Origin of the sequence: Solirubrobacter soli DSM 22325 (assembly GCF_000423665.1) — a bacterium.
Taxonomy (GTDB): Bacteria; Actinomycetota; Thermoleophilia; order Solirubrobacterales; family Solirubrobacteraceae; genus Solirubrobacter; species Solirubrobacter soli.
Window position 1 is genome coordinate 28556 of sequence record NZ_AUIK01000025.1, and the last position, 24137, is coordinate 52692.

General features: G+C 69.4%; 24 protein-coding genes. 5 read left to right on the forward strand and 19 right to left on the reverse strand.

Annotated elements, in window-relative coordinates; all coding sequences use genetic code 11:
• The first annotated feature begins 429 nt into the window (after positions 1-429).
• The gene (locus G569_RS0119910; protein ID WP_157592164.1) at positions 430-1068 is read left to right on the forward strand and encodes a hypothetical protein; all 639 of its coding nucleotides are present in this window, start codon (positions 430-432) and stop codon (positions 1066-1068) included.
• Here the strand turns inward: G569_RS0119910 and G569_RS0119915 are convergent.
• Positions 1065-3431 (reverse strand): penicillin acylase family protein, encoded by a 2367-nt coding sequence (locus G569_RS0119915; RefSeq protein WP_028064723.1) that lies wholly within the window; start codon positions 3429-3431, stop codon positions 1065-1067. The two genes, G569_RS0119910 and G569_RS0119915, sit on opposite strands and share 4 nt — an antisense overlap.
• A gap of 173 nt (positions 3432-3604) precedes the next feature.
• Here G569_RS0119915 and G569_RS0119920 point away from each other — a divergent pair, with 173 nt between their 5' ends.
• The gene (locus tag G569_RS0119920) at positions 3605-3820 is read left to right on the forward strand and encodes a hypothetical protein (RefSeq protein WP_028064724.1); all 216 of its coding nucleotides are present in this window, start codon (positions 3605-3607) and stop codon (positions 3818-3820) included.
• Here the strand turns inward: G569_RS0119920 and G569_RS0119925 are convergent.
• The 12 genes from G569_RS0119925 to G569_RS0119980 all read right to left on the reverse strand — a co-directional run bounded on the left by G569_RS0119925 (position 3813) and on the right by G569_RS0119980 (position 16907).
• Positions 3813-4424 (reverse strand): ankyrin repeat domain-containing protein, encoded by a 612-nt coding sequence (locus tag G569_RS0119925; RefSeq protein ID WP_306765126.1) that lies wholly within the window; start codon positions 4422-4424, stop codon positions 3813-3815. The genes G569_RS0119920 and G569_RS0119925 overlap by 8 nt on opposite strands.
• Positions 4425-4447: 23 nt before the next feature.
• Entirely contained in the window at positions 4448-7039 is a 2592-nt protein-coding gene (locus G569_RS0119930; RefSeq protein WP_028064726.1) for an ATP-dependent Clp protease ATP-binding subunit, read from the reverse strand.
• A 240-nt stretch (positions 7040-7279) separates the two neighbouring features.
• On the reverse strand, positions 7280-8725 hold the full coding sequence (gene lysS / locus G569_RS0119935; RefSeq protein WP_028064727.1) for a lysine--tRNA ligase: 1446 nt from the start codon (positions 8723-8725) through the stop codon (positions 7280-7282).
• A 1-nt stretch (position 8726) separates the two neighbouring features.
• On the reverse strand, positions 8727-9203 hold the full coding sequence (gene greA, locus G569_RS0119940) for a transcription elongation factor GreA (protein ID WP_028064728.1): 477 nt from the start codon (positions 9201-9203) through the stop codon (positions 8727-8729).
• Positions 9204-9267: 64 nt separating this feature from the next.
• Positions 9268-10257, reverse strand: a complete 990-nt coding sequence (locus tag G569_RS0119945) for a tRNA dihydrouridine synthase (RefSeq protein WP_028064729.1) — start codon at positions 10255-10257, stop codon at positions 9268-9270.
• A 215-nt stretch (positions 10258-10472) separates the two neighbouring features.
• Positions 10473-11234 carry a type III pantothenate kinase gene (locus G569_RS0119950; RefSeq protein WP_028064730.1) on the reverse strand — a complete coding sequence of 254 codons (762 nt, stop codon included), beginning with the start codon at positions 11232-11234 and terminating at the stop codon, positions 10473-10475.
• A gap of 2 nt (positions 11235-11236) precedes the next feature.
• A complete protein-coding gene (gene folK / locus G569_RS0119955; RefSeq protein WP_028064731.1) occupies positions 11237-11755 on the reverse strand; it encodes a 2-amino-4-hydroxy-6-hydroxymethyldihydropteridine diphosphokinase in 519 nt (172 codons plus the stop codon).
• Positions 11752-13791, reverse strand: a complete 2040-nt coding sequence (locus G569_RS49955) for an MMPL family transporter (protein WP_169542201.1) — start codon at positions 13789-13791, stop codon at positions 11752-11754. The genes folK and G569_RS49955 overlap by 4 nt, the downstream gene beginning before the upstream one ends.
• Positions 13788-14294, reverse strand: a complete 507-nt coding sequence (locus G569_RS49960; protein WP_037497767.1) for a TetR/AcrR family transcriptional regulator — start codon at positions 14292-14294, stop codon at positions 13788-13790. The genes G569_RS49955 and G569_RS49960 overlap by 4 nt, the downstream gene beginning before the upstream one ends.
• A gap of 20 nt (positions 14295-14314) precedes the next feature.
• On the reverse strand, positions 14315-14746 hold the full coding sequence (folB, locus tag G569_RS0119970; protein WP_053226692.1) for a dihydroneopterin aldolase: 432 nt from the start codon (positions 14744-14746) through the stop codon (positions 14315-14317).
• On the reverse strand, positions 14707-15531 hold the full coding sequence (folP, locus tag G569_RS0119975; protein ID WP_053226693.1) for a dihydropteroate synthase: 825 nt from the start codon (positions 15529-15531) through the stop codon (positions 14707-14709). Before folP ends, folB begins: the two co-directional genes overlap by 40 nt.
• A gap of 290 nt (positions 15532-15821) precedes the next feature.
• Complete coding sequence (locus G569_RS0119980) at positions 15822-16907, reverse strand: DMT family transporter (protein ID WP_084285265.1); 1086 nt, start codon at positions 16905-16907, stop codon at positions 15822-15824.
• 83 nt (positions 16908-16990) lie between these two features.
• Here G569_RS0119980 and G569_RS0119985 point away from each other — a divergent pair, with 83 nt between their 5' ends.
• The 3 genes from G569_RS0119985 to G569_RS0119995 all read left to right on the forward strand — a co-directional run bounded on the left by G569_RS0119985 (position 16991) and on the right by G569_RS0119995 (position 17966).
• Positions 16991-17479, forward strand: coding sequence for an Lrp/AsnC family transcriptional regulator (locus tag G569_RS0119985; protein ID WP_028064735.1), 489 nt, complete (start codon positions 16991-16993; stop codon positions 17477-17479).
• A gap of 28 nt (positions 17480-17507) precedes the next feature.
• Complete coding sequence (locus G569_RS0119990; RefSeq protein ID WP_157592165.1) at positions 17508-17672, forward strand: hypothetical protein; 165 nt, start codon at positions 17508-17510, stop codon at positions 17670-17672.
• 90 nt (positions 17673-17762) lie between these two features.
• Positions 17763-17966, forward strand: a complete 204-nt coding sequence (locus G569_RS0119995) for a hypothetical protein (protein WP_028064737.1) — start codon at positions 17763-17765, stop codon at positions 17964-17966.
• A gap of 86 nt (positions 17967-18052) precedes the next feature.
• On the opposite strand, the gene ftsH is transcribed toward G569_RS0119995, so the two are convergent.
• From ftsH to G569_RS64660, 6 genes are all read right to left on the reverse strand, one after another.
• The gene (gene ftsH / locus G569_RS0120000; RefSeq protein WP_028064738.1) at positions 18053-20041 is read right to left on the reverse strand and encodes an ATP-dependent zinc metalloprotease FtsH; all 1989 of its coding nucleotides are present in this window, start codon (positions 20039-20041) and stop codon (positions 18053-18055) included.
• A gap of 123 nt (positions 20042-20164) precedes the next feature.
• Positions 20165-20698 (reverse strand): hypoxanthine phosphoribosyltransferase, encoded by a 534-nt coding sequence (gene hpt, locus G569_RS0120005; protein ID WP_028064739.1) that lies wholly within the window; start codon positions 20696-20698, stop codon positions 20165-20167.
• Entirely contained in the window at positions 20695-21885 is a 1191-nt protein-coding gene (gene tilS / locus G569_RS0120010) for a tRNA lysidine(34) synthetase TilS (RefSeq protein ID WP_028064740.1), read from the reverse strand. Before tilS ends, hpt begins: the two co-directional genes overlap by 4 nt.
• A complete protein-coding gene (locus tag G569_RS49965) occupies positions 21882-23039 on the reverse strand; it encodes an adenylate/guanylate cyclase domain-containing protein (protein WP_053226694.1) in 1158 nt (385 codons plus the stop codon). Before G569_RS49965 ends, tilS begins: the two co-directional genes overlap by 4 nt.
• 19 nt (positions 23040-23058) lie before the next feature.
• Positions 23059-23484: an SCP2 sterol-binding domain-containing protein gene (locus tag G569_RS58455; RefSeq protein WP_053226695.1), complete on the reverse strand. Its 426-nt coding sequence runs from the start codon at positions 23482-23484 to the stop codon at positions 23059-23061.
• Between the two features lie 3 nt (positions 23485-23487).
• Positions 23488-24126, reverse strand: a complete 639-nt coding sequence (locus G569_RS64660; protein ID WP_053226696.1) for a hypothetical protein — start codon at positions 24124-24126, stop codon at positions 23488-23490.
• Between the last annotated feature and the right edge of the window lie 11 nt (positions 24127-24137).

Below are 24137 nucleotides of genomic sequence, written 5' to 3' on the forward strand. Positions count from 1 at the left end.
GCACAACCGGATATCCCAGCCCTCGCCCACCTTTAACCAGGACGCTATCGGAGCGCCAAGGTTTCTCCAAGGTTTCGGCAACGCAAGAAGCGCATCATGCTCTCAGCGGCGTACGGAATGGACCCCTCCGGAAACCGCGAAACCCGACACGGACGTCGATTTCACATAACGGAGAGCCGACAATGGCTCGGCGGCTCTCCCGTCATGCACGAGGGATCGTTTGACCCGCGATCCCCTCCTCCATACGCATCGGAACACCCTCCTCCGATGCTCTGAGGCGGCCCGCCGACTGACCCCCGGCCACCCGCCTACTCCCAACTTGAGAGGCCCGCCCGGCGGCGGGCCTCTCAGGCTTAAGCGCACCTCTGCTTGATCGGCCGGGTTTGCGGGGATGGAGGCAGCGTCAACCGATTCAAAGAAGGGGTTTCCATGAAGATCTCCCGGCCCTCACCGTCCATGGTGGTCGCGGGCATCGCGCTCTTCGTGTCGCTGGGCGGCACGTCGATGGCGGCGGTGAGCTACGTGTCGAACGCGGGCGCGGTCGACGGCAAGAGCGCGGTGTTCGCGGGCGCGTCGCTCTCGCAGGCCGCCGGCAAGCTCGTCGCGACCAACCGCTCGGGCACGGACAAGGGCCGCCTACCCGGCAAGTTCGTCGCCGACGTCCCGAAGTCTCAGACGTTCAGCCGCGGCTTCGAGGTCGCCGACAACACGCCCGGCGCGCCGCAGACTGTGGCGCTGATGAGCGGCCTCGGCGTGCTGACCGCGACCTGCAACGACCAGAACAAGACCGCGGGCAACGAGGATCCGATCTCGGTCCTCACGTTCCTCAACCAGTCGGGCACGACCGTCAACGTCGCCCGGCGGGTCGGCAACCTGGCAGGCGAGCTCGGCCTCGCGGCGAATCAGACCGCGACGTCGATCAGCATCGGCGGCTCGAACACGTTCGAGTTCCACATCGAGATCGGCGGGCGCAACGCGATGATCTCCGGCGGCGTGCGCCAGGACGGCCGCGGCACGGCCGCGGCCACCTGTGGCGTCTACGGAGTCGTGCTGCAGATCCTCCCTTAGCGGTGCCCGCTGAATGAGATGACCTGCTGAATCCCGCTCGGGCGGTTGGTGAAGCGGATCGTGGTCGGGAGCAGGCCGGGCCTGAACGCGATCCGCTCCTTCGTCGCGTCGGCGCTCGCGATGTCCGGGACCGAGTCCAGCGCCTTCCAGACGGCGGCCGCGCACTTGGCGCGGTCACCGCAGAACTTCGTCTTGAACTTGCGCTTGACCGGGTCGCCGTTGAGCGTCCGCAGCGCCTTCTCGACGTACCAGAAGCCGCCGTCGGTGAAGTCGCTCGACGTGCCCGCGGAGCGGCCGATCAGCGGCTCCAGGCCCTTGACGCCGATCACGGCGTCGAAGAGCTTCGGGTAGAAGGCGTCCCAGATCGCGGGCGCCGGACCCGCGTCGATCTTGCCGTCGAGGTCGCGGTCCAGGCGCGATGAGCCGATCTGGCTCCACGCCTGCAGCGCGGCGAGCTGCGCGGTGGCGTGCGCCGAGGGCGACGGCGCGGCCTCGAGCAGCTTCGCGACCACGGGGAGCAGCCGCACGTTGCGCAGGTCCTGGGTCGCGGCGGCGTTCATCGCGGAGGTGACCGTCGCGAGCGTGTGCACCTGGGTCTTGGCCAGGTTGTCGTTGAGCATCTGCACGCGCTGCACCGAGCCGTAGGACCAGTTGTCGTCCGCCGCGCCCCACTTCGGCGCGGGGCGGTTGTTCCAGTTCACGAGCGTGCCCGCGGGCGGGTTGACCTGGAACGGATGCTGGGACTTGCTCAGGAAGCCCTTCCACTCGTACTCGCCGGTGCCCTTGGTGGGCAGGCGGGGGTCGACGCGCGAGTCGCGCTTGGGGAGCTTGCCCGCGGAGTACATGGCGATGTCGCGGTCGTCCGCGTAGCCGACGTTGAACGTGAAGGGCGAGGTCGCCATCGCGTCACGCAGGGTTGACGCCGAGCGCACCTTTCCGATAGTGAGATCGCGGAAACCGAGCTGCCAGAGGATGTCCTGGCCGTAGCTGGCGCGCTTGCGCGAGACCGCCACGACCTTGCCGCCGACCTTGGCGTAGCCGGTGACCGGGCCGTGGACGGTGGTGGAGAACTTCACGCGGCCGGAGCCCTTGATCGTGCCCGCGTCGACCGTGCCCATCTTCTTGCACTTGCCCTTGTAGAGGTACTTCGTCTTCGAGCCGCCGCAGAGCGTCTCGACATAGGTGTCGATCAGGTCGCTGCCCGCCGAGGTGAGCGTCCAGGCGTAGTCCGGCCCGCGGCCGATCAGGATGTTGCCCGCGAAGCCCGGGGACGTCGCGCCGCGGGCCTGGACGCCGGGGTAGCTGATGTCGGCCTCGAGCGTCAGGCCGGGGTACGTGTAGCCGATCTGCGGGCCGCCGACGAACAGCGGGTGACCGGTGGCCGAGCGCGCGGCGCCGACCAGCAGGAAGTTGCTCGTCCAGCGCGGGTGGGCTGAGGCGGCGCGGGCGAGGCCCTTCGGGCCGACCGGCTTGAACGAGCCGGCGTCCAGCACCGCGTTGCCCTTGCCGATGCCGATCCGCTTGCCGTAGGAGAACGTCTTGGAGATCGTCGTCGGCGAGTCGGGGTCGTCGAACTCGGTGAGGTCGTCGAAGAGGTCCATGCCCTTGGTCTTGCCGTAGCGCTTGCGGAGCACCGACAGGTACTCCGAGCGGCGCGCCTCGTCGCCCCCGCCCTGGCCGAAGATCTGGCCGGTGATGGCGTTGGCGGCGTAGATGTCGACGCGTGTCCAGGGCCGCGTCCCGCCGTCGGCCTTGAGCTTGGCGTTGAGGCCCTCGAGATAGACGTCGATGTCGTGCCGCACGGCCGCGCCCGCCGCGCCCGCGCTCTTGAGCGCCGCGTCGCCGTCGTGCTGGATCATCTGGTCGATCTGCTTGTTCGGCGTGAACTGCTTGAGGTTGATGACCAGCCCGAACGCGTCGATGTTGGGCGCGTCGATCGCCGCCAGCCGCGCCGCGTCCCGCGCCTGCGCGAGCAGCAGCCCGCGGTCCTCGGCCAGGATCCACCCCATCGCCCACGTCACGTCGTCGCGGCTGTTGCCCGTGATGTGCGGGACGTTGAAGCGGTCACGGACCACGGTCACGCCCGCCCGCGGGACCGCCTCGGGCGTCCCCGGCCCATCCTCCCCGAGCCCGAACTGCTCGGACTTGAACTTGCTCATCAGGTCCGCGTCGGTGACGTTGTCGAACAGCGGCGTGAGCGCGTCGTACATCAGCGCCTGGGTGTCGGCGCCGGGCGCGGGCGGGACGGACCCGTACTGGCCGGAGGGGATGATGTTGCGGGCGGGGGCGGCGAAGTCCTGAGCCGCGGCGGGCGCGGCGGTAAGGGCGAATGCCGCCGCGGCGATCGCGGCGATCCTGGACATCCGCGCAACCTATCCGGCGCGACCGGTGGCACGCGGCACATGCCACAAGCGCGGCGATGCTCCTCGTTGCGTATACGCCACACTCGCGCGCCGGCCCGCTTGTTGACCGTCGGTCATTAAGCACTGTTAGCACCGTGTTGACCGGCGGTCAGCACGCGGGGAGACTGCGACTGATGTTCATCCTGCTCGCGATCATCGAGGTCGTCCTGCTCGCGCTCGTCGTGTTCGGCGACGTGTTGCTGTTCCGGGCCGCCGTGCGACACCGGAGGTTCGTCTATGCGCCGGCGATCCTGCTCCTCACGGTGCTGGCGGCGGCGATCGGCTACGCGCTCCTGGTCACGCTCGCCTTCCAGGCGTGCGTCTCCGGCGACGAGCCGTGCCTCAGCTGAGCAGCGCGACCATCTCGCGGTACCCGCGCTCCCGCGCGTGTTCGAGCGCGGTGACGCCGTCGCGGTCGGCGATCGAGCGGTCGGCGCCGGCGGCGAGCAGGATGCCGAGGATCTCCACGTGCGCGGCGTCGCCGTCGCCGAGCAGCACCGTCTCCAGCAGCGCGGTCCAGCCGAGGTCGTTGACGTGGTTGACGTCGATGCCGGTGCGAACGATCTCGCGCACGTACTCGACGTGGCCGCGGTCTGACGCCGGGATCACCGCGACGCCGCCGTAGCGGTTCGTCGCACCCAGGTCAGGCGAGGCGCGCAGGACCTCGCGCAGCATGGCGACGCTTCCCGTCTCCCCCGTCACCAGCAACGCGTTGTTGCGGTCGGAGTCCTGCGGGTCGACGTCGGCGCCCGCGTCGATCAGCACGCGCGCGACCTCGACGTGGTCGCCCAGCGCGGCGGCGGTGATCGCAGTGCGCCCGTCCGAGCGCCGCTCGTTCACGTCCGCGCCGTCGTCGAGCAGCGTGCGCACCTCAGCGACATCGCCGCGCGCAGCGGCGTCGACCAATCCCGTGGGCATCGACCCACACCCTACGAGAAGCAGAAGGGGCGCCAAGAGGCGCCCCTTCGCAACGGTGCTTAGGCCTCGTCGGATGGTTCGACGGGCGGCGTGTCCAGCGCGCCGGTGTCGTCGACCGCCTCGGCGTCGTCCTCCTTGCGCCCGCCGACGCCCACCGGGGCCGGCTTCGGCACGGGCTTGACGATCGAGAGCAGGATGTCCTCGTCGGAGCCCTCCGGGGCCGGCTCGACCATCACGGTCGCGCCCGGCACCAGTTCGGAGCGGAGCACGAAGTCGGCCAGCGGGTCCTCGATGTAGCGCTGGATCGCGCGACGGAGCGGACGGGCGCCCATCGAGGGATCCCAGCCCTTCTCCACGAGGAAGTCCTCGGCCGCCTCCGTCAGCTCCAGCTGGAGCTCGCGCTCCGCCAGGGACGTCCGGATGCGCCGCAGCAACAGCTCGACGATCGTCTTGATCTCTTCCTTGGTGAGCTTGTGGAAGACGATCACGTCGTCGATGCGGTTGAGGAACTCAGGCCGGAAGACCTTCTTGAGCTCGCCCATGATGCGGCCCTTCATGTCGTCGTACGAGATACCGGTCTCGTCGTCCGACACGGCGAAGCCGAGCGGCGTGTTGCGCGCGATCTCCCCGGCCCCGATGTTCGAGGTCATGATCACGATCGCGTGGCGGAAGTCCACCGTGCGGCCCTGCGAGTCGGTCAGGCGACCGTCCTCGAGGATCTGCAGGAGGATGTTGAAGACGTCCGGGTGCGCCTTCTCGATCTCGTCCAGGAGCAGGACGCTGTACGGCTTGCGGCGGACCGCCTCCGTCAGCTGGCCGCCCTCGTCATACCCGACGTAGCCGGGAGGCGAGCCGACGAGCCGGGACACGGCGTGCTTCTCCATGTACTCCGACATGTCGATGCGCACCATCGCGTCCTCGTCGCCGAAGAGGAACTCGGCGAGCGTACGCGCCAGCTCGGTCTTGCCCACGCCCGACGGGCCGAGGAAGATGAACGAGCCGGTCGGCCGCTTCGGGTCCTTGAGGCCGGCACGCGAGCGGCGGATCGCCTTCGCGACGACCTCGATCGCCTGGTGCTGACCGATGACGCGCTTGTGGAGCTCGTCCTCCATGCGCATCAGCTTCTGGGTCTCGGCCTCGGTGAGCTTGAAGACCGGGATGCCCGTCCACATCGAGACGATGTCCGCGATCTCCTCCTCGCCGATGGACGGCCGCTCGCCGCCCTCGCCGGACTCCCAGGCGTCCTCGAGGTCGCGCTTCTTGTTCGTGAGCTGGCGCTCGCGATCGCGAAGGTGCGCGGCCTTCTCGAACTCCTGGTTCTCGATCGCGGCCTCCTTGTCGCGCCGCGTCGTCTCGATCTCCTCCTCGAGCTCCCGGTACACGGGCGGGGAGGACATCGACTTGATGCGCATACGCGAGGCGGCCTCGTCGATGAGGTCGATCGCCTTGTCCGGAAGGAAGCGGTCGGAGATGTAGCGGTCGGCGAGCTCGGCGCTTGCCTCCAACGCCTCATCCGTGATGTTGACCTTGTGGTGCGCCTCGTAGCGGTCGCGCAGGCCCTTGAGGATCTGCACGCACTCCTCGAGCGACGGCTGGTCGACCGTGATCTTCTGGAAGCGACGCTCCAGGGCCGAGTCACGCTCGAGGTACTTGCGGTACTCGTCGAGGGTGGTCGCGCCGACGGTCTGCAGCTCGCCACGGGCGAGGGCCGGCTTGAGGATCGAGGCGGCGTCGATCGCGCCCTCCGCGGCACCCGCGCCGACGAGGTTGTGGAGCTCGTCGATGAACAGGATGATGTCGCCGCGCTGGGTGATCTCCTTCATCACCTTCTTCAGGCGCTCCTCGAACTCGCCGCGGTACTTGGAGCCGGCGACGAGGGCGGCAAGGTCGAGCGTGTAGATCTGCTTGTTCTTGAGCAGCTCCGGCACGTCGCCGTTGGTGATCCGCTGGGCCAGGCCCTCGACCACCGCGGTCTTGCCGACACCCGGCTCGCCGACGAGCACGGGGTTGTTCTTGGTACGCCGCGAGAGGATCTGCATGATCCGCTCGATCTCCGTCTCACGCCCGACGACGGGGTCCAGCTTGCCGTCGGCCGCCAGCTTGGTCAGGTTGCGACCGAACTGGTCCAGCAACTTTGAGGACTTCTTCTCGCCCTGGGCTCCCGCGGCACCCGCGGGCGCCTGGCCCTGGCCGGTCGAACCCTGGCGCCGGCCACCGGGGCCGGACAGCATCCGGATGACCTCGTTGCGGATCTTCTCGGAGTCCGCGTCGAAGTCGAGCAGGATGCGGGCAGCGACGCCCTCGTTCTCGCGGACGAGGCCGAGCAGGATGTGCTCGGTGCCGATGTAGTTGTGACCCAGCGAAAGTGCCTCACGCAGCGCCAGTTCGAGCACCTTCTTCGCGCGAGGCGTGAAGGGAATCTGGCCAGAGGTCACCTCCTCGCCGGAACCGACGATCCGGACGACCTGAGCGCGCACGCGCTCGACGGTGATGTCCAGGGATTCGAGAACGCGAGCGGCCAGACCCTCCTCCTCACGGAGAAGGCCGAGGAGGATGTGCTCGGTCCCGATGTAGTTGTGCTTGAGCGTCCGCGCCTCCTCCTGGGCGAGGACGACCACCTGACGTGCTCGCTCTGTGAATCGCTCGAACATGGGTTGGGGAGCTTCCTTCCTACTAGTGCTCGCCTAGCGCTCGGTCGTTCTGGTGGTCTCAGTGGGTCGGGAGGGCAGTGACGGTATGGCCGGAGAGACGAAAATACCCCGGCCCTCATCCAGGTATTCGGCGACAACGCCGATTCGGATGACAGCTCGGGGCACGTCTTTGGCCATACCCCAGTCTACCAACGCTGGGGGCTATCGATATGTGTCCGGACCATCGGTCCGGAGGGCCGACTACTTGAGTGCGGGGAAGAGCACGACTTCCCGGATGGTCCGCTGACCGGTTAGCAGCATGACCAGGCGGTCGATCCCGATGCCGATGCCACCGGTCGGCGGCATCCCGTGCTCGAGCGCGTAGATGTAGTCGTGATCGAACGGCGGAGCGTTCTCATCGCCCGCCGCAGCGTGACGCACCTGTTCTTCGAACCTTGCGCGCTGGTCGTCCGGATCGTTGAGCTCGGAGAACGCATTGCAGAACTCCATGCCCTCCGCAAATGCCTCGAAGCGCTCGACCAGGCCGTCGTGCTCGCGGTGTCGCTTGGCGAACGGCGAGAGCTCGACCGGATAGTCGTGCAGCATCGTCGGCTCGATCAGCGTCGGTTCAACATGCTTGGAAACCAGGTAGTCGACGAGCGCCGCCCAGTTCGGCTCGTCCGGGATCTCCATGCCCCGCTCGCGCATGGCGCCCTGCAGCGACTCGAGGCTGCGATTGGCGAGCACGTCGAGGCCGTCGACGCGCGCGGCGATCGAGCCGGCCAGCGTCTCGCGCTCCCACTTGCGCTGGAAGCGCTCGGAGCCCACGACCTCTCCCACGGTGCGGATCAGGCGCTCCGCGCGGTCGGCGACGACCTCCCAGTCCGCGTACGCCTCGTACCACTCGAGCATCGTGAACTCGGGGTTGTGCTTGGGCGAAAGGCCCTCGTTGCGGAAGTCCTTGCCGATCTCGTACACGCGCTCCAGGCCGCCCACGATCAGGCGCTTGAGGTAGAGCTCGGTGGCGATCCGCATGTAGAACGTGCGGTCCAGCGCGTTGAAATGGGTGACGAACGGGCGGGCGAGAGCACCGCCGTAGATCGGCTGCAGGACCGGCGTCTCGACCTCGATGAAGTCCTCGCCGTCGAGGAACGCGCGGATCGCGGTGATGACCTTCGCGCGGGTGATGAACACCTCGCGGGTCTCCTCGTTGGACAGCAGGTCCAGCTCGCGATGACGCAGACGCGTCTCGGTGTCCGTCAGGCCCGCGTGTTTGTCCGGAGGCGGACGTAGCGACTTCGCGAGCAGCTCCCAGGCGTCGACCTTGACCGACAACTCGCCGCGCTTGGTCCGGAAGATGGTGCCGTCGACGCCGAGCAGGTCGCCGAGGTCGAGCGCCACGAGCGCGTCGAGCGACTCCTTGCCGAGCACGTCCGCGCGCGCGTGCAGCTGGATGCGCCCGGAGCGGTCGTCGAGGTCCAGGAACGCGGCCTTGCCCTGGCCGCGGCGGGCGTGCAGGCGGCCGGCGACGCGCACGCGCGCCTCGGTCTCCTCGCCGGGTTCGAGTCCCTCGTGCGGTGCCTTGGCGTCCGCGATCGAGATCACTCCCGGATAGGCGTGCGGGAACGGCTCGACGCCCGCCTCCCGCAGAGCCTCGAGCTTGCGGCGGCGGGTGGCGAGGAGCTCTGATTGCTCGCTCGCCTCCACGTTATGCGACTTCGATGCCGGTGACGGTGAGCTCGCGCTGCTTGCCCGACGGGAGCGTCACCTTGACGGCGTCGCCCTTCTTGCGGCCTACGAGGGCCTTGCCGACGGGCGACTCGTTGGAGAGCCGGTTGGCCGCCGGGTCGGCTTCGGTGGAGCCGACGATCGTGTAGACGAGGTCCTTGCCCTTGTCGTCCTTGATGTGGACCTGCGAGCCGACGCGGACCACGTCCGCCGACAACTCGGAAGCGTCGATCACCGACGCGGAGCGGAGCTTGTCCTCGAGCGTCGCGATGCGGGATTCCAGCATCGCCTGCTCGTTCTTGGCGTCGTCGTACTCGGAGTTCTCCGAGATGTCGCCGAACTCGCGGGCTTCCTTGATGCGCTCGGCGACTTCGCGACGCTTCGTCGTCGAGAGGTACTCGATCTCCTGCTTGAGCTTCTCGAGTCCCTCGGGGGTGAGGATGACGTCCTTCTGCATGCTGCGTCAGTCCTTCTGCGGGGCTGAAGAATGGAAACGGCCCGCTGGTCAGGCGGACCGGCTTCTACGCCTGGACAGGCGCGAAGGGCGCGCAGGATAGCAACAGCGCGGCGCGCTGTTCAGAGATCGTTTCCGCGCGTTGGAGCGCGTCCTGGAGGGTCTTGGGGGCGCCGAGGCGCTCCACGTACCAGGGATGGAACTTTCGCAGATACCGCGCGGCCCGGTCGGGACCCAGATGCTCCTCGGCCCGATCGATCACCCACAGCCACTCGTCGAGGATCTCCTCAGGCGTCGGCTCGTCGGTCCGCTCGCCCAGGACCTGGGCGAAGAGCCACGGGTTTCCAAGTGCGCCACGCGCCAACATGACCGCCGCGCAGCCCGTGTGCTCGAAGACCCAGCGGATGTGCTCCACGCCCTCCATGCCGCCGCTCACGATCACCGGGACCGGCAGTTCCTGGACCAGTTGCGCGGCCAGGTCGTAGTCCGGGACGCCCTTGTGGCGCACGGCCGCGCTGCGCGGATGGAACGTGATGCCCGCGACGCCCGCCTCCTCGACGAGACGCCGCGCGAGCTCGAGCCCTTCGACGCCGCCGGGCTTCATCGAGGCGCGCAGCTTGACCGTGACCGGGAGACCGCTTCCCTCGCGCGCGGCACGCGCGACCGCGACCGCGGTGTCCGGGTCCTTGATCAGCGCGGCGCCGGCGCCGGTCTTGGTCACCTTCGGCACCGGGCAGCCCATGTTCAGGTCGAGGATGTCGGCGCCGACCTCGGCCACCCGAGCCGCGGCGGAGCGCATGATCTCCGGGTCCTGCCCGAAGAGCTGCATCGACACCGGCCCCTCCTCGGGGTGGATGACGAGCAGCTCGTTGAGCGTCTTCGCGTTGCCGTAGTGGATCGCGAAGCTCGAGATCATCTCGCTCACCGCCAGCCCCGCGCCGTAGCGCTTGGCCTGCAGGCGCACGAACCAGTTCCCGATGCCCGCCAGCGGCGCGAGCATCACGCGGTTGGGGATCGTCAGACCCCCGAGCTCCCATGGATCGTGCAGGCTGCGCACGCTTGTAAGCGTACGAGGGGTCGTTTAAGGGGTCAGACCCCTTTAGGTGTCAGCGACGGAGTCACTCGTGACGGCGTGGACCTAAAGGGGTCAGACCCCTGGCGCGTGAACCCAGCGGCTCCGAGCGACGGAGCCAGGGGTCTGACCCCTTTAGGTGGCCGTCTCGACTCTGCACACTCGGTTTCGTCCCGAGCACCTAAAGGGGTCTGACCCCTTTATCGATTGCGCTCCCAGATGATCCGCAAGCCCGTCAACGTGAGGAGGTCGTCGGCGATGTCGATCGTCCGGCAGTGCGGCACGACCGCGCCCGCCAGGCCGCCCGTGGCGAGGGCCTTGAAGTCGCCGAGCTCGGCGTGCAGGCGGTCGATGATCCCGTCGCACATGCCCGCGTAGCCGTACAGGACACCGGCGCGGATCGCATCGACGGTGGACTTGCCGATCAGCGCGCGCGGCGGGGTGAGGTCGATCGCGGGCAGCGCGGCGGCGCGGTTGGCCAGCGCCTCCATCGAGATCTCCAGGCCCGGGAAGATCACGCCGCCGAGGTACTCGCCGCCGGCTGAGACCACGTCGTGGGTGACGGCGGTGCCGAAGTCGACGATCACGCATGCCCCGCCGACCCGCTCGTAGCCGGCGACGGCGTTCACCAGCCGGTCCGGGCCGATCTCGCGCGGGTTGTCGTAGCGGATCGGCATCCCGGTCCGCAGCCCCGGGCCGACCAGCAGCATCTCGTGGCCGAGGTAGCGCTGGGCCATCGCGGTCCATTGCGGGCGCAGCGACGGGACCGTGGCCGAGACGATCGACGCGTCGATGTCCTCGAACGCGAACCCGCGCAGCGCGAGCAGGTTGGTCAGCGCGGCGCCGAGCTCGTCCGCGGTGGACTCGCGCACGGTCGCGAAGCGCCAGTCGTGGACGAGGTCCTCGCCGTCATAGGCGCCCAGGTGGGTCTGCGTGTTGCCGACGTCGACGACGAGCAGCATCTCTAAGGCCCCGTATCCAATGGTGGCCCGACGCGCGAGACGTCCTGGCCTTCGATCGAATCGAGGAAGTCCGCCGCCCGGCCCTTGCCGGGGACGTGCAGATGCGGGTCGAGCTCGAGCAGCGGCACTAGCACGAAGCGGCGCGTGGTCACCTCGCGGTGCGGGAGCGTGAGCCGCTCGGACTCATACGTGGTCTGCCCGAGCAGCAGGACGTCGACGTCGATCTCGCGCGGGCCGTGCTTGACGTAGCCCCGCTCGCCCGCCTGCACCCGCCCGAACGCGTGCTCGACCGCCTTGCACGCGTCGAGCAGCTTCTCCGGCTTGAAGGTCGTCTCGACCCGCAGGCACGCGTTGTAGAACGCGCGCTGCGTGAGCACCTCGCCGATCGGCTCGGTCTCGTAGACGCTCGACGACAGCAGCACGTCGACGCCGTGTCCCCACAACAGCTCGACGGTCGCCTGCAGATTAATCCGCCGGTCGCCGATGTTCGAGCCCAATCCGAGGTAGCCGATCTCCCTCATGCCGGCAAGAGTCTGGCGAGTGGACGCGGAACCCACCAGTTCCAGTCGCCCAACAGGCGCATCAGGGCGGGGACGAGCAGCGCGCGGACGATCGTCGCGTCGATCAGGACGGCGACCGCCACGCCGAACCCGAGCTGCTTGATGAAGATGATCGAGGCGGTGACGAAGCAGCCGATCGCGATCACCATCAGCGCGGCCGCGAACGTGACGATCCGCCCGGTCCGCTGCAGGCCGAGCGCGACCGCCTCCTCATTGGAGAGCCCGGAGTCGTGCAGCTCCTTGATGCGCCCGAGCAGGAACACGCCGTAGTCGGTCGACAGCCCGAACGCGACCGCGAACAGCAGCACGGGCTGACTGGATTCGATCGCCCCTTGGGAGTCGAACCGGAACAGCCAGTCGAGGTGCCCGTCCTGGAAGACCAGCACCATCAGCCCGAACGCGGCGCACAGCGAGAGCAGGTTCATCACCAGCGCCTTGACCGGCAGCACCACCGAGCGCGTCATGAAGAACAGGATCACGAGCGTCGTGGTCGCGAGGATCGCCAGCGCGATCGGCAGGTGGGCGCGAAGGGACTTCTGCTGGTCGAGGAAGCCCGCGGTCTGGCCGCCGACGGAGCGTTCGAACGGCGCGGGGATCGCGCGCACACGGCGCACGAACGACTTCGCCTCGTCGCTCAACGGCGCGCCCGGCGCGATCAGGTCGATCCGCCCGTCCTGGATCCGGGGCGGAGCGACCGGCCTGGGGAGCGCCGCGGAGTACGGGCCGAGGTTCGCGCCGCGCGGCACCGCGATGTACACCGGCGAGGTCTCGCTCGGCGGGAACTCCTTCTTGATCGCGTCGTCGACGATCCGTGCCGGCTGATCGCTCGGCAGCACGCTCGGGTCGATCCCGGTGAACTTGATCGTCAGAAACGGGAGGCCGAGCGCGATCAGCAGGATCGTGGCGCCGGTCGCGAACGGGATCGGCCGGCGCATCACCCGCCGCGAGTGGCGGTACCAGAAGCCGGAGCGCTCGGCCCGCGCCTCGCGCGCGATCGCCTCCTTCCAGCGCCGCGGCCCGCCCGCGTTGACCTTCTCCCCCAGGATGCCGAGCAGCGCCGGCAGCAGCGTGAGCGACACACCCGCCGCGATCAGCGCGCACAGCGCCCCGCCGACGCCCATCGAGTAGAGGAAGCGCTGGCGGAAGACGATCAGCGCGGCCAGCGCGGCGGCGACGGTGATCGCGCTGAACGCCACGACGTGGCCGGCGGTGCGCAGCGTGGCCGACAGCGCCGTCTCGCGGTCCTTCCCCGCCGCCAGCTCCTCCCGGAACCTCGACACCATGAACAGCGAGTAGTCGATCGCCAGCCCCAGCCCGAGCCCGTTGATCAGGTTCAGGGCGTAGATCGACATCGGGTTCACGTGCAGGTTGATGATCCGGATCGCCAGGAAGCTGAGCAGGATCGTCGCCGCGCCGACCGCGAGCGGCAGCAGCGCGGAGACGGGGCTGCGGAAGACGAGCAGCGTCAGCAGGAACAGGATCGGAAACGCGATCAGCTCGGCGCGGGCGATGTCCTTGGAGACCTGGTCGCCGATCGCGGGCGCGGCGATCGCGCCACCGCCCAGCACGACCCACGGCACATCGCCCAGCCGCTGCTCGATCCGGGTCCGCGCACCGAGGTCGTTGTTCCTGAAGGTCGCGAGGAGATAGGTCGAGCGGCCGTCGCGCGAGACGAGCCGGCGGTCGCCGCCGGGCGTGTAGGAGACGACGGATGCCACCCCCGGGCCGGCCAGCGCGGAGCGCACGCGCAGGATCCGCTCCCTCGCCTGCCCGGACTCCGCCGGCGCCCCGAGCCGCACCAGCGCCACGATGCTCGGCGTCGAGCGCGCCCCGGTCGTGCGGTTGACCTGGTTGCGCGCGGTGACCGCCTCGGCGCTCGGGTCGTCGAAGTCGTTCTCGTTGCCGAGCTCGCCGAAGACGGGCAGCGCGAAGACCGCCGCGACGAGCACGAGCACCAATGCGCCCCAGGCGATCGCCCGCCGGTGGCGGTAGGTCAACTCTCGTGCTCCGGCACCCAGTCGAGATCGAGCATCGCCACCACGTTGAGCATCATTCCGTAGGCGAAGAATTGCCATGTCTCATCGCGGGGTACACCGGCCAACTCCGCAACGGTCCGCGTCAGTCTGATGTAGCCCTCGCGCACATAGGCGCGGATCTCGGGCTCCGACGTCGCGTAGGCCTGCATCTGGAACATCACGCCGTGCCGGTCGGGCAGCAGTCGCTCCTCGTACGCGTGACCCATCGCCGTCAACCGCTCGCCCTCGGGCACGCCCTCGACCGCCGCGCGGAAGACGTCGATGACCTGCGCGAAGCAGTGGTCCGAGCAGGCGAGGAACAGCTCCTTCTTCGTGCGGAAGAGCCGGAACAGGTACGGCTGCGAGATGCCGGCCTCGCGGGCGATCGCCTCCGTCGAGGTGCCGTTGTACCCGCCCTCGGCGAAGTGGCGGAACGCGATCGCCACGATCTCCTCGCGGCGCTCCTCGGCGGACTTTCTGGCCATGCCCTATATGTTAGTGAGCACTAACGTTCTTCGCGCCAGACTTCGACCGACACCTCTTCGACCGGCAGCGGGATCGGCGGCTCGGGCTTGGAGGCCTTGACCGTCACGCTCTCGGCGCCGAACTGGGAGGCGAGCCGGTCCGCGATCACCGCGCACAGCCGCTCGAGCGTCTTGTAGGACTGCGCCTGGGCGATCAGCGCGATCACCTGGCAGACCTCGCCGTAGTCGATCGTGTCCTCGACGCGGTCGGTGATCAGCGCGTCGGGCTCGCCCGCGTCGAACCGCACGTCGAGCAGCAGGCGCTGCCCGATCTTGCGCTCCTCGGCCGTGACGCCGTGATGGGTGTAGAGCGAGAGACCGGTGATCTCGATCGTGACGCCGACTTCGAGGCCTTCCTCGTCGTCGTCCTCGCTCAGATCGTCTTCGTAGTCGTCGGACTCGTCGTCGGCCATCCGGCGACCGTAGCATCAGCCACCTTGAGCGCGTCCGCCACCGCCGCGACGTCGTGAACCCGGAAGACGCTCGCCCCGCGCTCGTAGGCCATCACGCAGGTGGCGACGGTCGCGTGCACGCGCTCGGTCACGTCGCGGCCGGTGATCTTGCCCAGGAACGACTTGCGGCTCGTGCCGATCACCAGCGGCCGCCCGAGGTCGGTGAGCTCGCCCAGGCGGCGCAGCAGCTCGAGGTTGTGCTCCAGCGTCTTGCCGAACCCGATCCCCGGATCGAGCTGGATCCGCTCCTCCTTGACGCCCGCCCGCACGGCGGCGTCCATCCGCTCGGTCAGGAAGGCCTTGACGTCGGAGACGACGTCGTCGTAGCGGGGGTCGCGCTGCATCGTCCGCGGCTCCCCGAGCATGTGCATCAGGCAGCAGTCGAGGTCGCGGTCGGCGACGAACTCGGCGAGCGCCGGGTCGTGGCGGAAGGCGCTGACGTCGTTGACATAGCCGGCGCCGGCGTCCACCGCCGCCTCGGCCACGGCGAGCTTCATCGTGTCGATCGAGACCCTGGCCACGCCGGCCAGGCCTTCGACGACCGGGATCACCCGCGCGCGCTCGTCCTCGGCGGGGACCGGGTCGGCCCCGGGGCGGGTGGACTCGCCGCCGACGTCGAGGATCGCGGCGCCCTCGGCAGCCAGCCGGCGACCGTGCGCGACCGCCTGAGCGGCATCGTCGAACTGCCCGCCGTCCGAGAAGGAGTCGGGCGTGACGTTGACCACACCCATGATCTCGAACGGCATGACCCGGGAGTCTGGCAGAGGAGATCTGGTCCGACCGATGTGGTCCAGCCGTGGATGCCTGGGGCCGCCGGCGAGCGAAGGCGGGCGCCGCCCGTCGAGCTCGACGGTGGCGCCAGGCGCCGCGGATGGGCCGCAGCGGGCGCACCAGGGTCCTCTTACGGGCTCCTTAAACGCTACCGGCCGCCGTGGGGGAGGAGGAACCCAGGGCGGCCGGTAGGTGGATGTAGGAGTTCGAGGGGGAGGATCGCTACCAGAGGGAGGAGGGGGAGACTCCGGCAGCCTTGAGGGTTTCAGAAGGGGAGGGAACCTCGCGAACCACCGGGACCACAAAGGTGTGGGGAGTCAGGCTGCGGTCGGGTCGGGGGGCGAGGAGGGTCATGTTGGAGAGAGTGTTCAGAGGTGCTGCTTGATACGTGCATACTCGCGATTTCGCCTCGCCGCCGGGAGGGAGTTGGCTGGCGTGTGCGGGTGCGGTGAGCCGCACCGGCCGGTGCGGCAGCCCGCCTCGGGGCGGCGGCTGGCCGCTTCGGGCGCGCCGTGGAGAGCGCGATGCCGGCCAGGATCACCGCGCCGCCGAGCAGCTGCAGCGGCCCGAACGGGTCGCCGAACGCGAGCGCGCCCGCGGCGGTGCCGACCAGCGGCTCGAGGTTCAGGAACGCGCCCGCCAGCTCCGGCGCGACCCGCGACTGCCCGTAGGCGAACAGGGCGAACGGACCGACCGTGCCGGCGAAGGCCAGGAACGCGAGGGCGATCACGGGCGTCGCGCCCGCGGGCGCATGCGGGAGGCCTTCGCTCAGCGCGTTGGGCAGCGCGGCGGCCGCGCCGCCGATCATCTGCACGGCGGTGACCGCGAACGGATCGCGCCCGCGCAACAGCGACGGCTGGATCAGGACGAACGTGGCGCTGATCGAGACGGACATCAGCACGATCGCGTCGCCGCCGAGCGAGGCGGCTCCCCCACCGCCGCCGGCGACGATCACCACGCCCGCGAGCGCGAGCGCGAACCCGGCCCAGGCCAGCGGGCCGCTCTGGCCGCGGCCGCTGAGGATCGCCGAGAGCGCGACGAGCGCCGGCGTGGCGCCCACGATCAGGGCGGCGTGGCTGACGGACGTGCGCTCGATGCCGAGGTTCTGCAGCACGACGACGACGCCGTAGCCGATCGCCCCCGCCGCGATGATGCGCGGCGTGAACGCGGCCTTGAGGTGCTTGCGGGAGAGGATCGCGAGGATCGGCGCGGCGAGCGCGAACCGGATGAAGGTGAGGGTGCCGCCGTCGAGCCAGTCCAGGACGAGCTTCGACAGGGGCACGGTGAGCCCCCAGAGGAGGCCCGCGGCGACGAGCGCCACCAGAGCGGTGTGACGGCGAATGTTCAACATGACCCTCACATCTTCGGCGCCAACCGCTTGCGACTTTTGTGGATCGCCTACTGACGCCGTGTGACGAAATATTCTTTCGTCCTATGCCCGTCTCACTGGACGAAATCGACGTCCGACTACTGAAGGAGCTCCAGACGGACGCGGACCGGCCCAACGTGGAGCTGGCCCGGATCGTCGGTCTGTCACCCGCCGCGACGCTGAACCGCGTGCGGCGCATGAAGGAGGCGGGCGTTGTCCGCCACATCACCGCCCGGCTGGACTCGGCGACGGCCGGCTTCGCGCTGCAGGTCTACCTGCTGGTCACGCTCGCGCGCCACGACGACGCGGCGGAGCGCCGCTTCGCGGCCGAGGTGGCCGCGCTGGACAACATCATCTCCGCCGACTCGGTCGCGGGCGAGATCGACGCGATCCTGATGCTCGTCGCCCACGACGTGCAGGAGCTGCACGTGACGCTGTCGCGGCTCTCCACGCGCGGGGGCGCGCAACGGCTGATCACCCTGCTTCGGCTGGCGGAGCTCAAGCCCGCATCGCCGCTGCCTCTGCGTGCGACATCCGTCCAAGGTCGCCGATGAGCCGGCGGTGGGTGTCGATGACCGGGATATGGAGATCCAAGGAAACAGCCCCGCTCTGATGATCCAGGCGAACTCGCTCGACGCAGTACGGGCAACCCTCGCCCAGGCCCAGCACGCCCAGACCCCGCAGGACCACCAGAACGTCATCCTCGAGCTCTCGACCGCCGCGCAGCAGCTGCTCACGTCCGGCTAGCCGCACCCCCCTGGTGGGGGCTCCGTACACGCGATTGGCATGGTCGCACCCGCGTGTATCAGGCGCCGCACTGCGAATCTCCTATCCACGATGTCCGCCTTCGAACTCCACAACCAACTGAAGGAACTGCACGCCGAGCGTCACCTCGCCGAGGAGACCGGCGTCGCCAACATCGGGTCCTACATGGCCGACCTCGAGCGCGACATCGCGCGCTCGCACGCCGCCTTCATCGGCGCGGCGGTCACCGAGATCGCGACGTTCCGCGCGCAGCTCTCGGGCCCGACCTTCGGGTAGCGCCTGACGGCATCGCCGCGCGCTCTCCGCGCTACGCGACGGCGTAGGCGCCCGCTGGGCGGGCGCCGCACCACGCCGCGTCGGGCTTACGCCAACTCGGGCTTTTCCGGGAAGTCGCGCCGCAGCTCGGCGGCGCCGCCGGCGAGGCCGGGACGCGGGAGGCCGCGCTTGGCCGACTCGCGGTCGCGCGAGACCGTGCCGCCGAGCTCCGGACGCTCCGGGCCTTCGGGCAGGTCGGGCCAGAGCTCGGACTCCGGCGCCCCCGCGAGGAGGGCCTCGAACTGCTCGCGCTCGATCGTCTCGCGCTTGAGCAGCAGCTCGGAGATCGACTCCAGGCTGGCGCGGTGCTCGGCCAGCAGGTCCTTGGCGACCTGGTGCGCGCCCTCGACGATCCGGCGGATCTCGTCGTCGATCTCGCGGGCGATCTCGTCGGAGTAGTCCGGCTCGGAGGAGAACTCGCGGCCGAGGAACGGCTGGCCGTGATCGTGGCCGAAGACGCGCGGCCCGAGCTTCTCGCTCATGCCGAAGCGCATGACCATCTGCTTGGCCGTCGCCGTGACCTTCTCGAGGTCGTTGGACGCGCCCGTGGTGATCTCGCCGAAGATGATCTCCTCCGCGGCGCGGCCGCCGAGGGTCATCGCCATCGTGTCCAGCAGCTCCGCGCGCGTGGTGAGGAACTTGTCCTCGGACGGGAGGCTGATCGTGTAGCCGAGGGCTTGGCCGCGGCTGATGATCGAGATCTTGTGGACCGGGTCGGAGTGCTCGAGGTAGTGGCCGACGATCGCGTGGCCCATCTCGTGGTACGCGGTGACCAGGCGTTCCTTCTCGCCCATGACCCGGGTCTTCTTCTCCGGGCCGGCGACCACGCGCATGATGCCCTCTTCGAGCTCGACCTGCGTGATCTCCTTCTTGCCCGTGCGGGCGGCGAGGAGCGCGGCCTCGTTGACCAGGTTGGACAGGTCGGCGCCGGTGAAGCCGGGGGTCTGGCCCGCCAGCGTGTCGACGTCGATGCCCTTGGCCAGCGGCTTGCCGCGGGTGTGGACCTCGAGGATCTTCGCGCGGCCCTTGCGGTCCGGGCGATCGACGGTGATCTGCCGGTCGAAGCGGCCGGGGCGCAGCAGGGCGGGATCGAGGATGTCGGGCCGGTTGGTGGCCGCGATCATGATGATGTTGTCCTTGGCCTCGAAGCCGTCCATCTCCACCAGGAGCTGGTTGAGCGTCTGCTCGCGCTCGTCGTGACCGCCGCCGAGCCCGGCGCCACGATGGCGGCCGACGGCGTCGATCTCGTCCATGAAGATGATGCAGGGCGAGTTCTGCTTGGCCTGCTCGAAGAGGTCGCGCACGCGGGACGCGCCCACGCCGACGAACATCTCGACGAAGTCCGAGCCCGAGATCGAGAAGAACGGGACGCCCGCCTCACCCGCGACCGCGCGGGCCAGCAGCGTCTTGCCGGTGCCGGGCGGGCCGTAGAGCAGGACGCCCTTCGGGATCCGCGCGCCGAGCGCCTGGAACTTCTTCGGGTTCTCGAGGAACTCCTTGATCTCGTGCAGCTCCTCGACCGCCTCGTCCACGCCCGCGACGTCGCGGAACGTGATCTTCGGCGAGTCGACGCTCATCCGCTTCGCCCGGGACTTGCCGAACGACATGACCTTCGAGCCGCCGCCCTGGACCTGGTTCATCAGGAAGATCCAGAACCCGATGAAGATCAGGATCGGGAAGACGTAGGTCAGGAGCGAGAGGATCACGCTCGAGCGCGCCGGCTTGATGTCGAAGCCGTTGATCTTGCCCTCGGCGGCCGCGGTACGCAGCTTGTTGATCAGCGCGGCACCCGCGTCGCCCTGGACCCAGCCGGTCGTGTAGCGCTTCTTCTCCGGACCCTTCAGCGTGACCTCGGCCGAGTTGTCCTTCGTGCGCAGAACGACGTTGTCGACCTGATCGTTGTCGATCTGGGTGAGGAACTGGTTGTAGCTCGTCGCCGGCGCCTGATTCCCGTTCTGGATCAGCTTGGAGGCGAAGAACGCCAGCACGATCACGATCAGGATCGGGAAGGCGGCGCTCTTGAAGAAGCGGCTCATGAGCCGGCGCGCATCCCGCGCGCAGAAGTGATACGGCGAGTCAAGATGATCAAGGCTACCAAGGAGTTCGCAGAGCCAAAGGGGGTTCGGCCAGTGTGGTTCGGGTTTGTATGCGGCGGCTAATCAGTCGTCAGTGAGTACCAACGCGGCCACGTAGGGAAGGTTCCGGTAGCGCTCCGCGTAGTCGAGCCCGTAGCCGATCGCGAACTTGTCAGGAATCTCGAAACCGGTGTAACGGACAGGGAGATCCACCGTCCTCCGGCTGGGTTTGGTCAGCAGGGCGCACACCTCCAGGGAGGCCGGCCCTCGACCTTTGAGCGTCCGCATCAGGTACTGGAGCGTCAGTCCGGAGTCCACGATGTCCTCGACGATCAGGACGTGCCGGCCCTCCAGGGGCGCGTCGAGGTCCTTGAGGATCCGCACCACGCCGCTCGATTCCGTGCTCGACCCGTACGACGCGACGGCCATGAAGTCGACCTCGCAGCCGACGTCCAGATGCCGCATCAGGTCGGCCAGGAACAGGAACGCGCCCTTCAGGACCCCGATCAGGAGCAGGTCCTTGCCTTCATAGTCGCGGGCGATCTCTTCCGCCATCGCCCGGATGCGGTGCTGCAGGTCGTCCGCCTGGACGAGGATCTCGCCGATCTCTTCCTTCATGGGGCCGCGGAGTCTAGGAGCCAGGACAGTCGCACTTGCGTGTGGGTTTCCGGTCCGACGCGGAAGCGCTCCCCCGTCGCCACGCCCGGCACCCACGCGATCTCGCCGTCGGAGAGCACGATCGGCAGCCTGTGCCTGGTCTCGCGCGGGATCTTGCGGTCGGTGAAGAGGTCCTGGAGGGACTTGCTGCCGTCGAGCCCGAGTGGGCGCATCCGGTCGCCGGGCCGCCATCCCCGAACCTCGAGCGTGCCCGCCAGCGCCTCGCCGGCCAATGTCCCGTCGGCGATCGCGAAGTGTCCCCGCTCGGACACGAGCTCCCCGTCGCCGAACGCGACGCGGCCGGGAATCGGGAGCTCCGCGGGAGTCGGATCGCTCGTCTCCTGCGGGTGCTCGATCCGCAGGCGGCCGTACTCGGAGATGGCGCGCAGACCGCCGGGCAGGTCGAGCGACGCGGTGCCGGGATGCTTCGCGAGCGAGACGATCGCGTCGACGTGCGCGGCGATGTTGATCTCCCCGGCCAGGCGCTGGAGGACGACTCGCGGCGCAACCTCGAGATCCGCCGTGGTCACAAAAGCCCGCTCCACGTACTTCTGTGACCACTCGTCGAGCGCGGCCGCCTCCTCCCGCAGCTGCCGCAGCGTCTCGAGCATGTTCGCCTCGGCGGCCGGGTGGAGCCGGCGCAGGGCCGGGAGGATCTCGTTCCGGATGTGCCCGCGCACGGATGCCGGGTTCGATGAGTCCTCGCGCCACGCGAGACCGTGCGCGACGTTGTAGGCCGCGGTCTCTTCTCTCGTGAGGTCGAGCAGCGGGCGGAGCACACGGTCCTCGCGCATCCCCAGCAGCGCGCGGCGGCCGGGTGAGGCGGCGAGGCGGTAGATCAGGGTCTCGAGCTGATCGGTCGCCGTGTGTCCTACGGCGATCTGCCGGTCGCCGGCGATCCGCTCCGCCGCGGCGTAGCGCAGCTCCCTCGCCCACGCCTGCACGTTGCCGACGGGCTGTCCGGCGTGCACGACGTGCAGCTCGATCCGGAGCTCGTCGCAGAGCGCGCGGCAGAAGGCCTCGTCGCCGTCGGACTCCTCCCCGCGCAGCCCGTAGTTGACGTGCAGCGCCTGCACGTCCTCGTCGCGCAGCTTGTGCAGCAGGCAGACCGAGTCGCGCCCGCCCGACAGCAGCACGAGCACCTTCATCGCAGCCCTGCCAGGAACAGCTCGGTCGCCTCGCCGAAGCCCTTGAGCTTGACCTCGCCGATCGGCTGGAAGGTGAGGTGCCGGCCCGCCGCCTCGCGGACCTCGCGCGTGACCAGGACCTCGCCGCCGGTCGCCCGCGCGCTCACCCGCGCCGCCAGGTTGACCGCGCGGCCGTAGTAGTCGCCGTCGCGATACAGGGCGCTGCCCACGTGGACGCCGATCCGCGGCAGCGGGCGCTCGGTCGACAGCGTCACAAGGCCGACCGCCCAGTCGCACAGCGCTGACGGTTCGGTCCCGACGACCATCACCTCGTCGCCGATCGTCTTGATCACGCGCGCGGTGTCGGGCAGCGTCTCGCCGACGAGGTCGACGAAGCGCTCGACGACCTCCAGCGCCTCCTCCTCCCCCACCTCCTCGGTCAGCCGCGTGTAGCCCGCGAGGTCGGCGAAGGCGATCGCGACCCGGACGCGGCCGAGCGCGGCGTCGTCGGCGACCAGCTCGAGGTGCCCGACGACGTCCTGCGCGATGAAGTGCTGGAGCGTGCGCTGGTGCACGGAGTCCATGATCGGGCCCGCCAGCGGCAGCAGCTCCGAGGCAAGGTCGCTCAGCTCCTCCGCGATGTCCAGGACGGGCGCGCCGTCGCGGATCATCGGCTCGTGGACGTAGAGGTGGAAGAGCTTGACCTCGGCGTCGGCGATCTGGGCCAGCGCCAGCCCGTACACCCGCACGAGCTGGAGGAACGCGACCAGCGGCAGCCCGGCGTCCAGGACGGCGCCGAAGCGCTGCAGGAGCGAGATGTCGTCCTCGGTGAGGTGCTCGAGCGACTCCGCGCTGAACCCCGCCGCGCTCCAGATGCGCCGGATCAGCTCCGGCTCGAGGCCGGTCTCGCGGACGGCGTCCTTGAGGCCGTACTCGACCTCCGGGTCCGGGAAGAGGTCCTCGAGATAGCCGAAGGCGAGTCGCCCCTGCTTGGCGGCGACCCGGAGCTGGTCGAGCGAGTGACCCCGTGAGCGCAGGCGGGCGACCAGCCGGGCCTGGGCGAGCGCCGCGGGCGTCCACTCGCCGTCGCGCAGCGGCACGATCCCCTCCGCCACCCACCGGCGCAGGGTGGCGGGCGAGATGTCCAGGGAGCGGGCGACGTCGGCCAGGGTCATGCGACGACCGCCCCGCTCGTCAGACCTTCAGGTGGGGCTTCTCGCGCTCGACGTAGTCGCGGTACTGGTCGTAGATCGGCTTGGTGATGGGGATCAGCGCCAGCGCGGCCTTGAGGTCGCCGCCGGTCTTGATCCGCCGCCGCGCGACCGCCATCGGGACGTTCTCCTTGCCCTGGAAGTAGCGGTTCGCGACCTCGGACGACATCGTCATCTGGACCTTGGACTCCCAGTCGACGTCGTCCGACCACTCCCAGTAGAGGTTGCCCTCCTCGTCGCCCCGCGTGGCGCGGATGTTCACGACAACGTCGAAGTCCGAGAACTCGAACCGCTGTGGCGTGTCCGCGTCACGCAGCTTGGGCCCCATGTCGGGGTCGGCGTCCATCAGCGAGAAGATCTTGTCGATCACCTCGCGGAGCTCCTTGGCCGACTCGAATGAGGCGCTCATGGCTCAGGACTCCCCGGCCGCCGGCTTCGGGGCCGCGGGCGCCGGGACCGTTGGCGCGGGCGCCGCGGGCTTGGGTTCGGCGGGAGCGGCGGGCTTCGCGACGGCGGCGGGCTTCGCGGCGGCGGCGGCCGGCTTCTTCGCGGGGGCGCGCTTGCGCGCGGCGGCCGGCTTCTTGACGGCGGCGGCTTTCGGCTTGGCGGCAGCGGCGGGCTTGGCCTTGGCCTTGGCCGCGGCGGGCTTCTTGGCGGCGGCGGGCTTGCGCTTGGCGGCCGTCTTGCGCGCGGCGGGCTTGCGCTTGGCGGCGGCAGCCGGCTTGGCGGGCGCGTCCTTGGCAGCGGGCGCGGCGGCGCCGGACGGGCGGATCTCGAGCGACGCCACGCGGGAGGCGAGCGCCTCGACCTCACGCCGCAGGCGCTTGACCTCGTCCAGCACCTTCATGTCCTCGAGCGTCACGCGCACCTTGCCGGCGGCGGCAGCGATCTCGTCGACGATCTCACGAGTTCTCTCGCGCGTCGAGGCAGCACCCTCGGCAGAAACCTGGAGGGCCCGCTCGACCGCGGAGCGGACGGCCGCGAGAGCGTCGGTCTCGACGCTCTTGTCGTCCTTCTTGTCCTTCTTGTCCTTCTTCTTGTCCTTCGCCATGGCGACCGGCA

Coding starts and splice junctions, on each gene's coding strand:
- folK (WP_028064731.1), bottom strand. CDS start 11,755: ATGAGGGAGATCGGCTACCTCGGATTGGGCTCGAACATCGGCGACCGG.
- G569_RS0119950 (WP_028064730.1), bottom strand. CDS start 11,234: ATGCTGCTCGTCGTCGACGTCGGCAACACGCAGACCCACCTGGGCGCC.
- G569_RS58455 (WP_053226695.1), bottom strand. CDS start 23,484: ATGAGCGCCTCATTCGAGTCGGCCAAGGAGCTCCGCGAGGTGATCGAC.
- G569_RS64660 (WP_053226696.1), bottom strand. CDS start 24,126: ATGGCGAAGGACAAGAAGAAGGACAAGAAGGACAAGAAGGACGACAAG.
- G569_RS0119985 (WP_028064735.1), top strand. CDS start 16,991: ATGCCCGTCTCACTGGACGAAATCGACGTCCGACTACTGAAGGAGCTC.
- G569_RS49965 (WP_053226694.1), bottom strand. CDS start 23,039: ATGACCCTGGCCGACGTCGCCCGCTCCCTGGACATCTCGCCCGCCACC.
- G569_RS0119980 (WP_084285265.1), bottom strand. CDS start 16,907: ATGTTGAACATTCGCCGTCACACCGCTCTGGTGGCGCTCGTCGCCGCG.
- ftsH (WP_028064738.1), bottom strand. CDS start 20,041: ATGAGCCGCTTCTTCAAGAGCGCCGCCTTCCCGATCCTGATCGTGATC.
- G569_RS0119910 (WP_157592164.1), top strand. CDS start 430: ATGAAGATCTCCCGGCCCTCACCGTCCATGGTGGTCGCGGGCATCGCG.
- folB (WP_053226692.1), bottom strand. CDS start 14,746: ATGGCCGACGACGAGTCCGACGACTACGAAGACGATCTGAGCGAGGAC.
- folP (WP_053226693.1), bottom strand. CDS start 15,531: ATGCCGTTCGAGATCATGGGTGTGGTCAACGTCACGCCCGACTCCTTC.
- hpt (WP_028064739.1), bottom strand. CDS start 20,698: ATGAAGGAAGAGATCGGCGAGATCCTCGTCCAGGCGGACGACCTGCAG.
- G569_RS0119930 (WP_028064726.1), bottom strand. CDS start 7,039: ATGTTCGAGCGATTCACAGAGCGAGCACGTCAGGTGGTCGTCCTCGCC.
- G569_RS0119915 (WP_028064723.1), bottom strand. CDS start 3,431: ATGTCCAGGATCGCCGCGATCGCCGCGGCGGCATTCGCCCTTACCGCC.
- G569_RS0119920 (WP_028064724.1), top strand. CDS start 3,605: ATGTTCATCCTGCTCGCGATCATCGAGGTCGTCCTGCTCGCGCTCGTC.
- tilS (WP_028064740.1), bottom strand. CDS start 21,885: ATGAAGGTGCTCGTGCTGCTGTCGGGCGGGCGCGACTCGGTCTGCCTG.
- G569_RS0119990 (WP_157592165.1), top strand. CDS start 17,508: ATGGAGATCCAAGGAAACAGCCCCGCTCTGATGATCCAGGCGAACTCG.
- G569_RS49960 (WP_037497767.1), bottom strand. CDS start 14,294: ATGGCCAGAAAGTCCGCCGAGGAGCGCCGCGAGGAGATCGTGGCGATC.
- G569_RS0119995 (WP_028064737.1), top strand. CDS start 17,763: ATGTCCGCCTTCGAACTCCACAACCAACTGAAGGAACTGCACGCCGAG.
- greA (WP_028064728.1), bottom strand. CDS start 9,203: ATGCAGAAGGACGTCATCCTCACCCCCGAGGGACTCGAGAAGCTCAAG.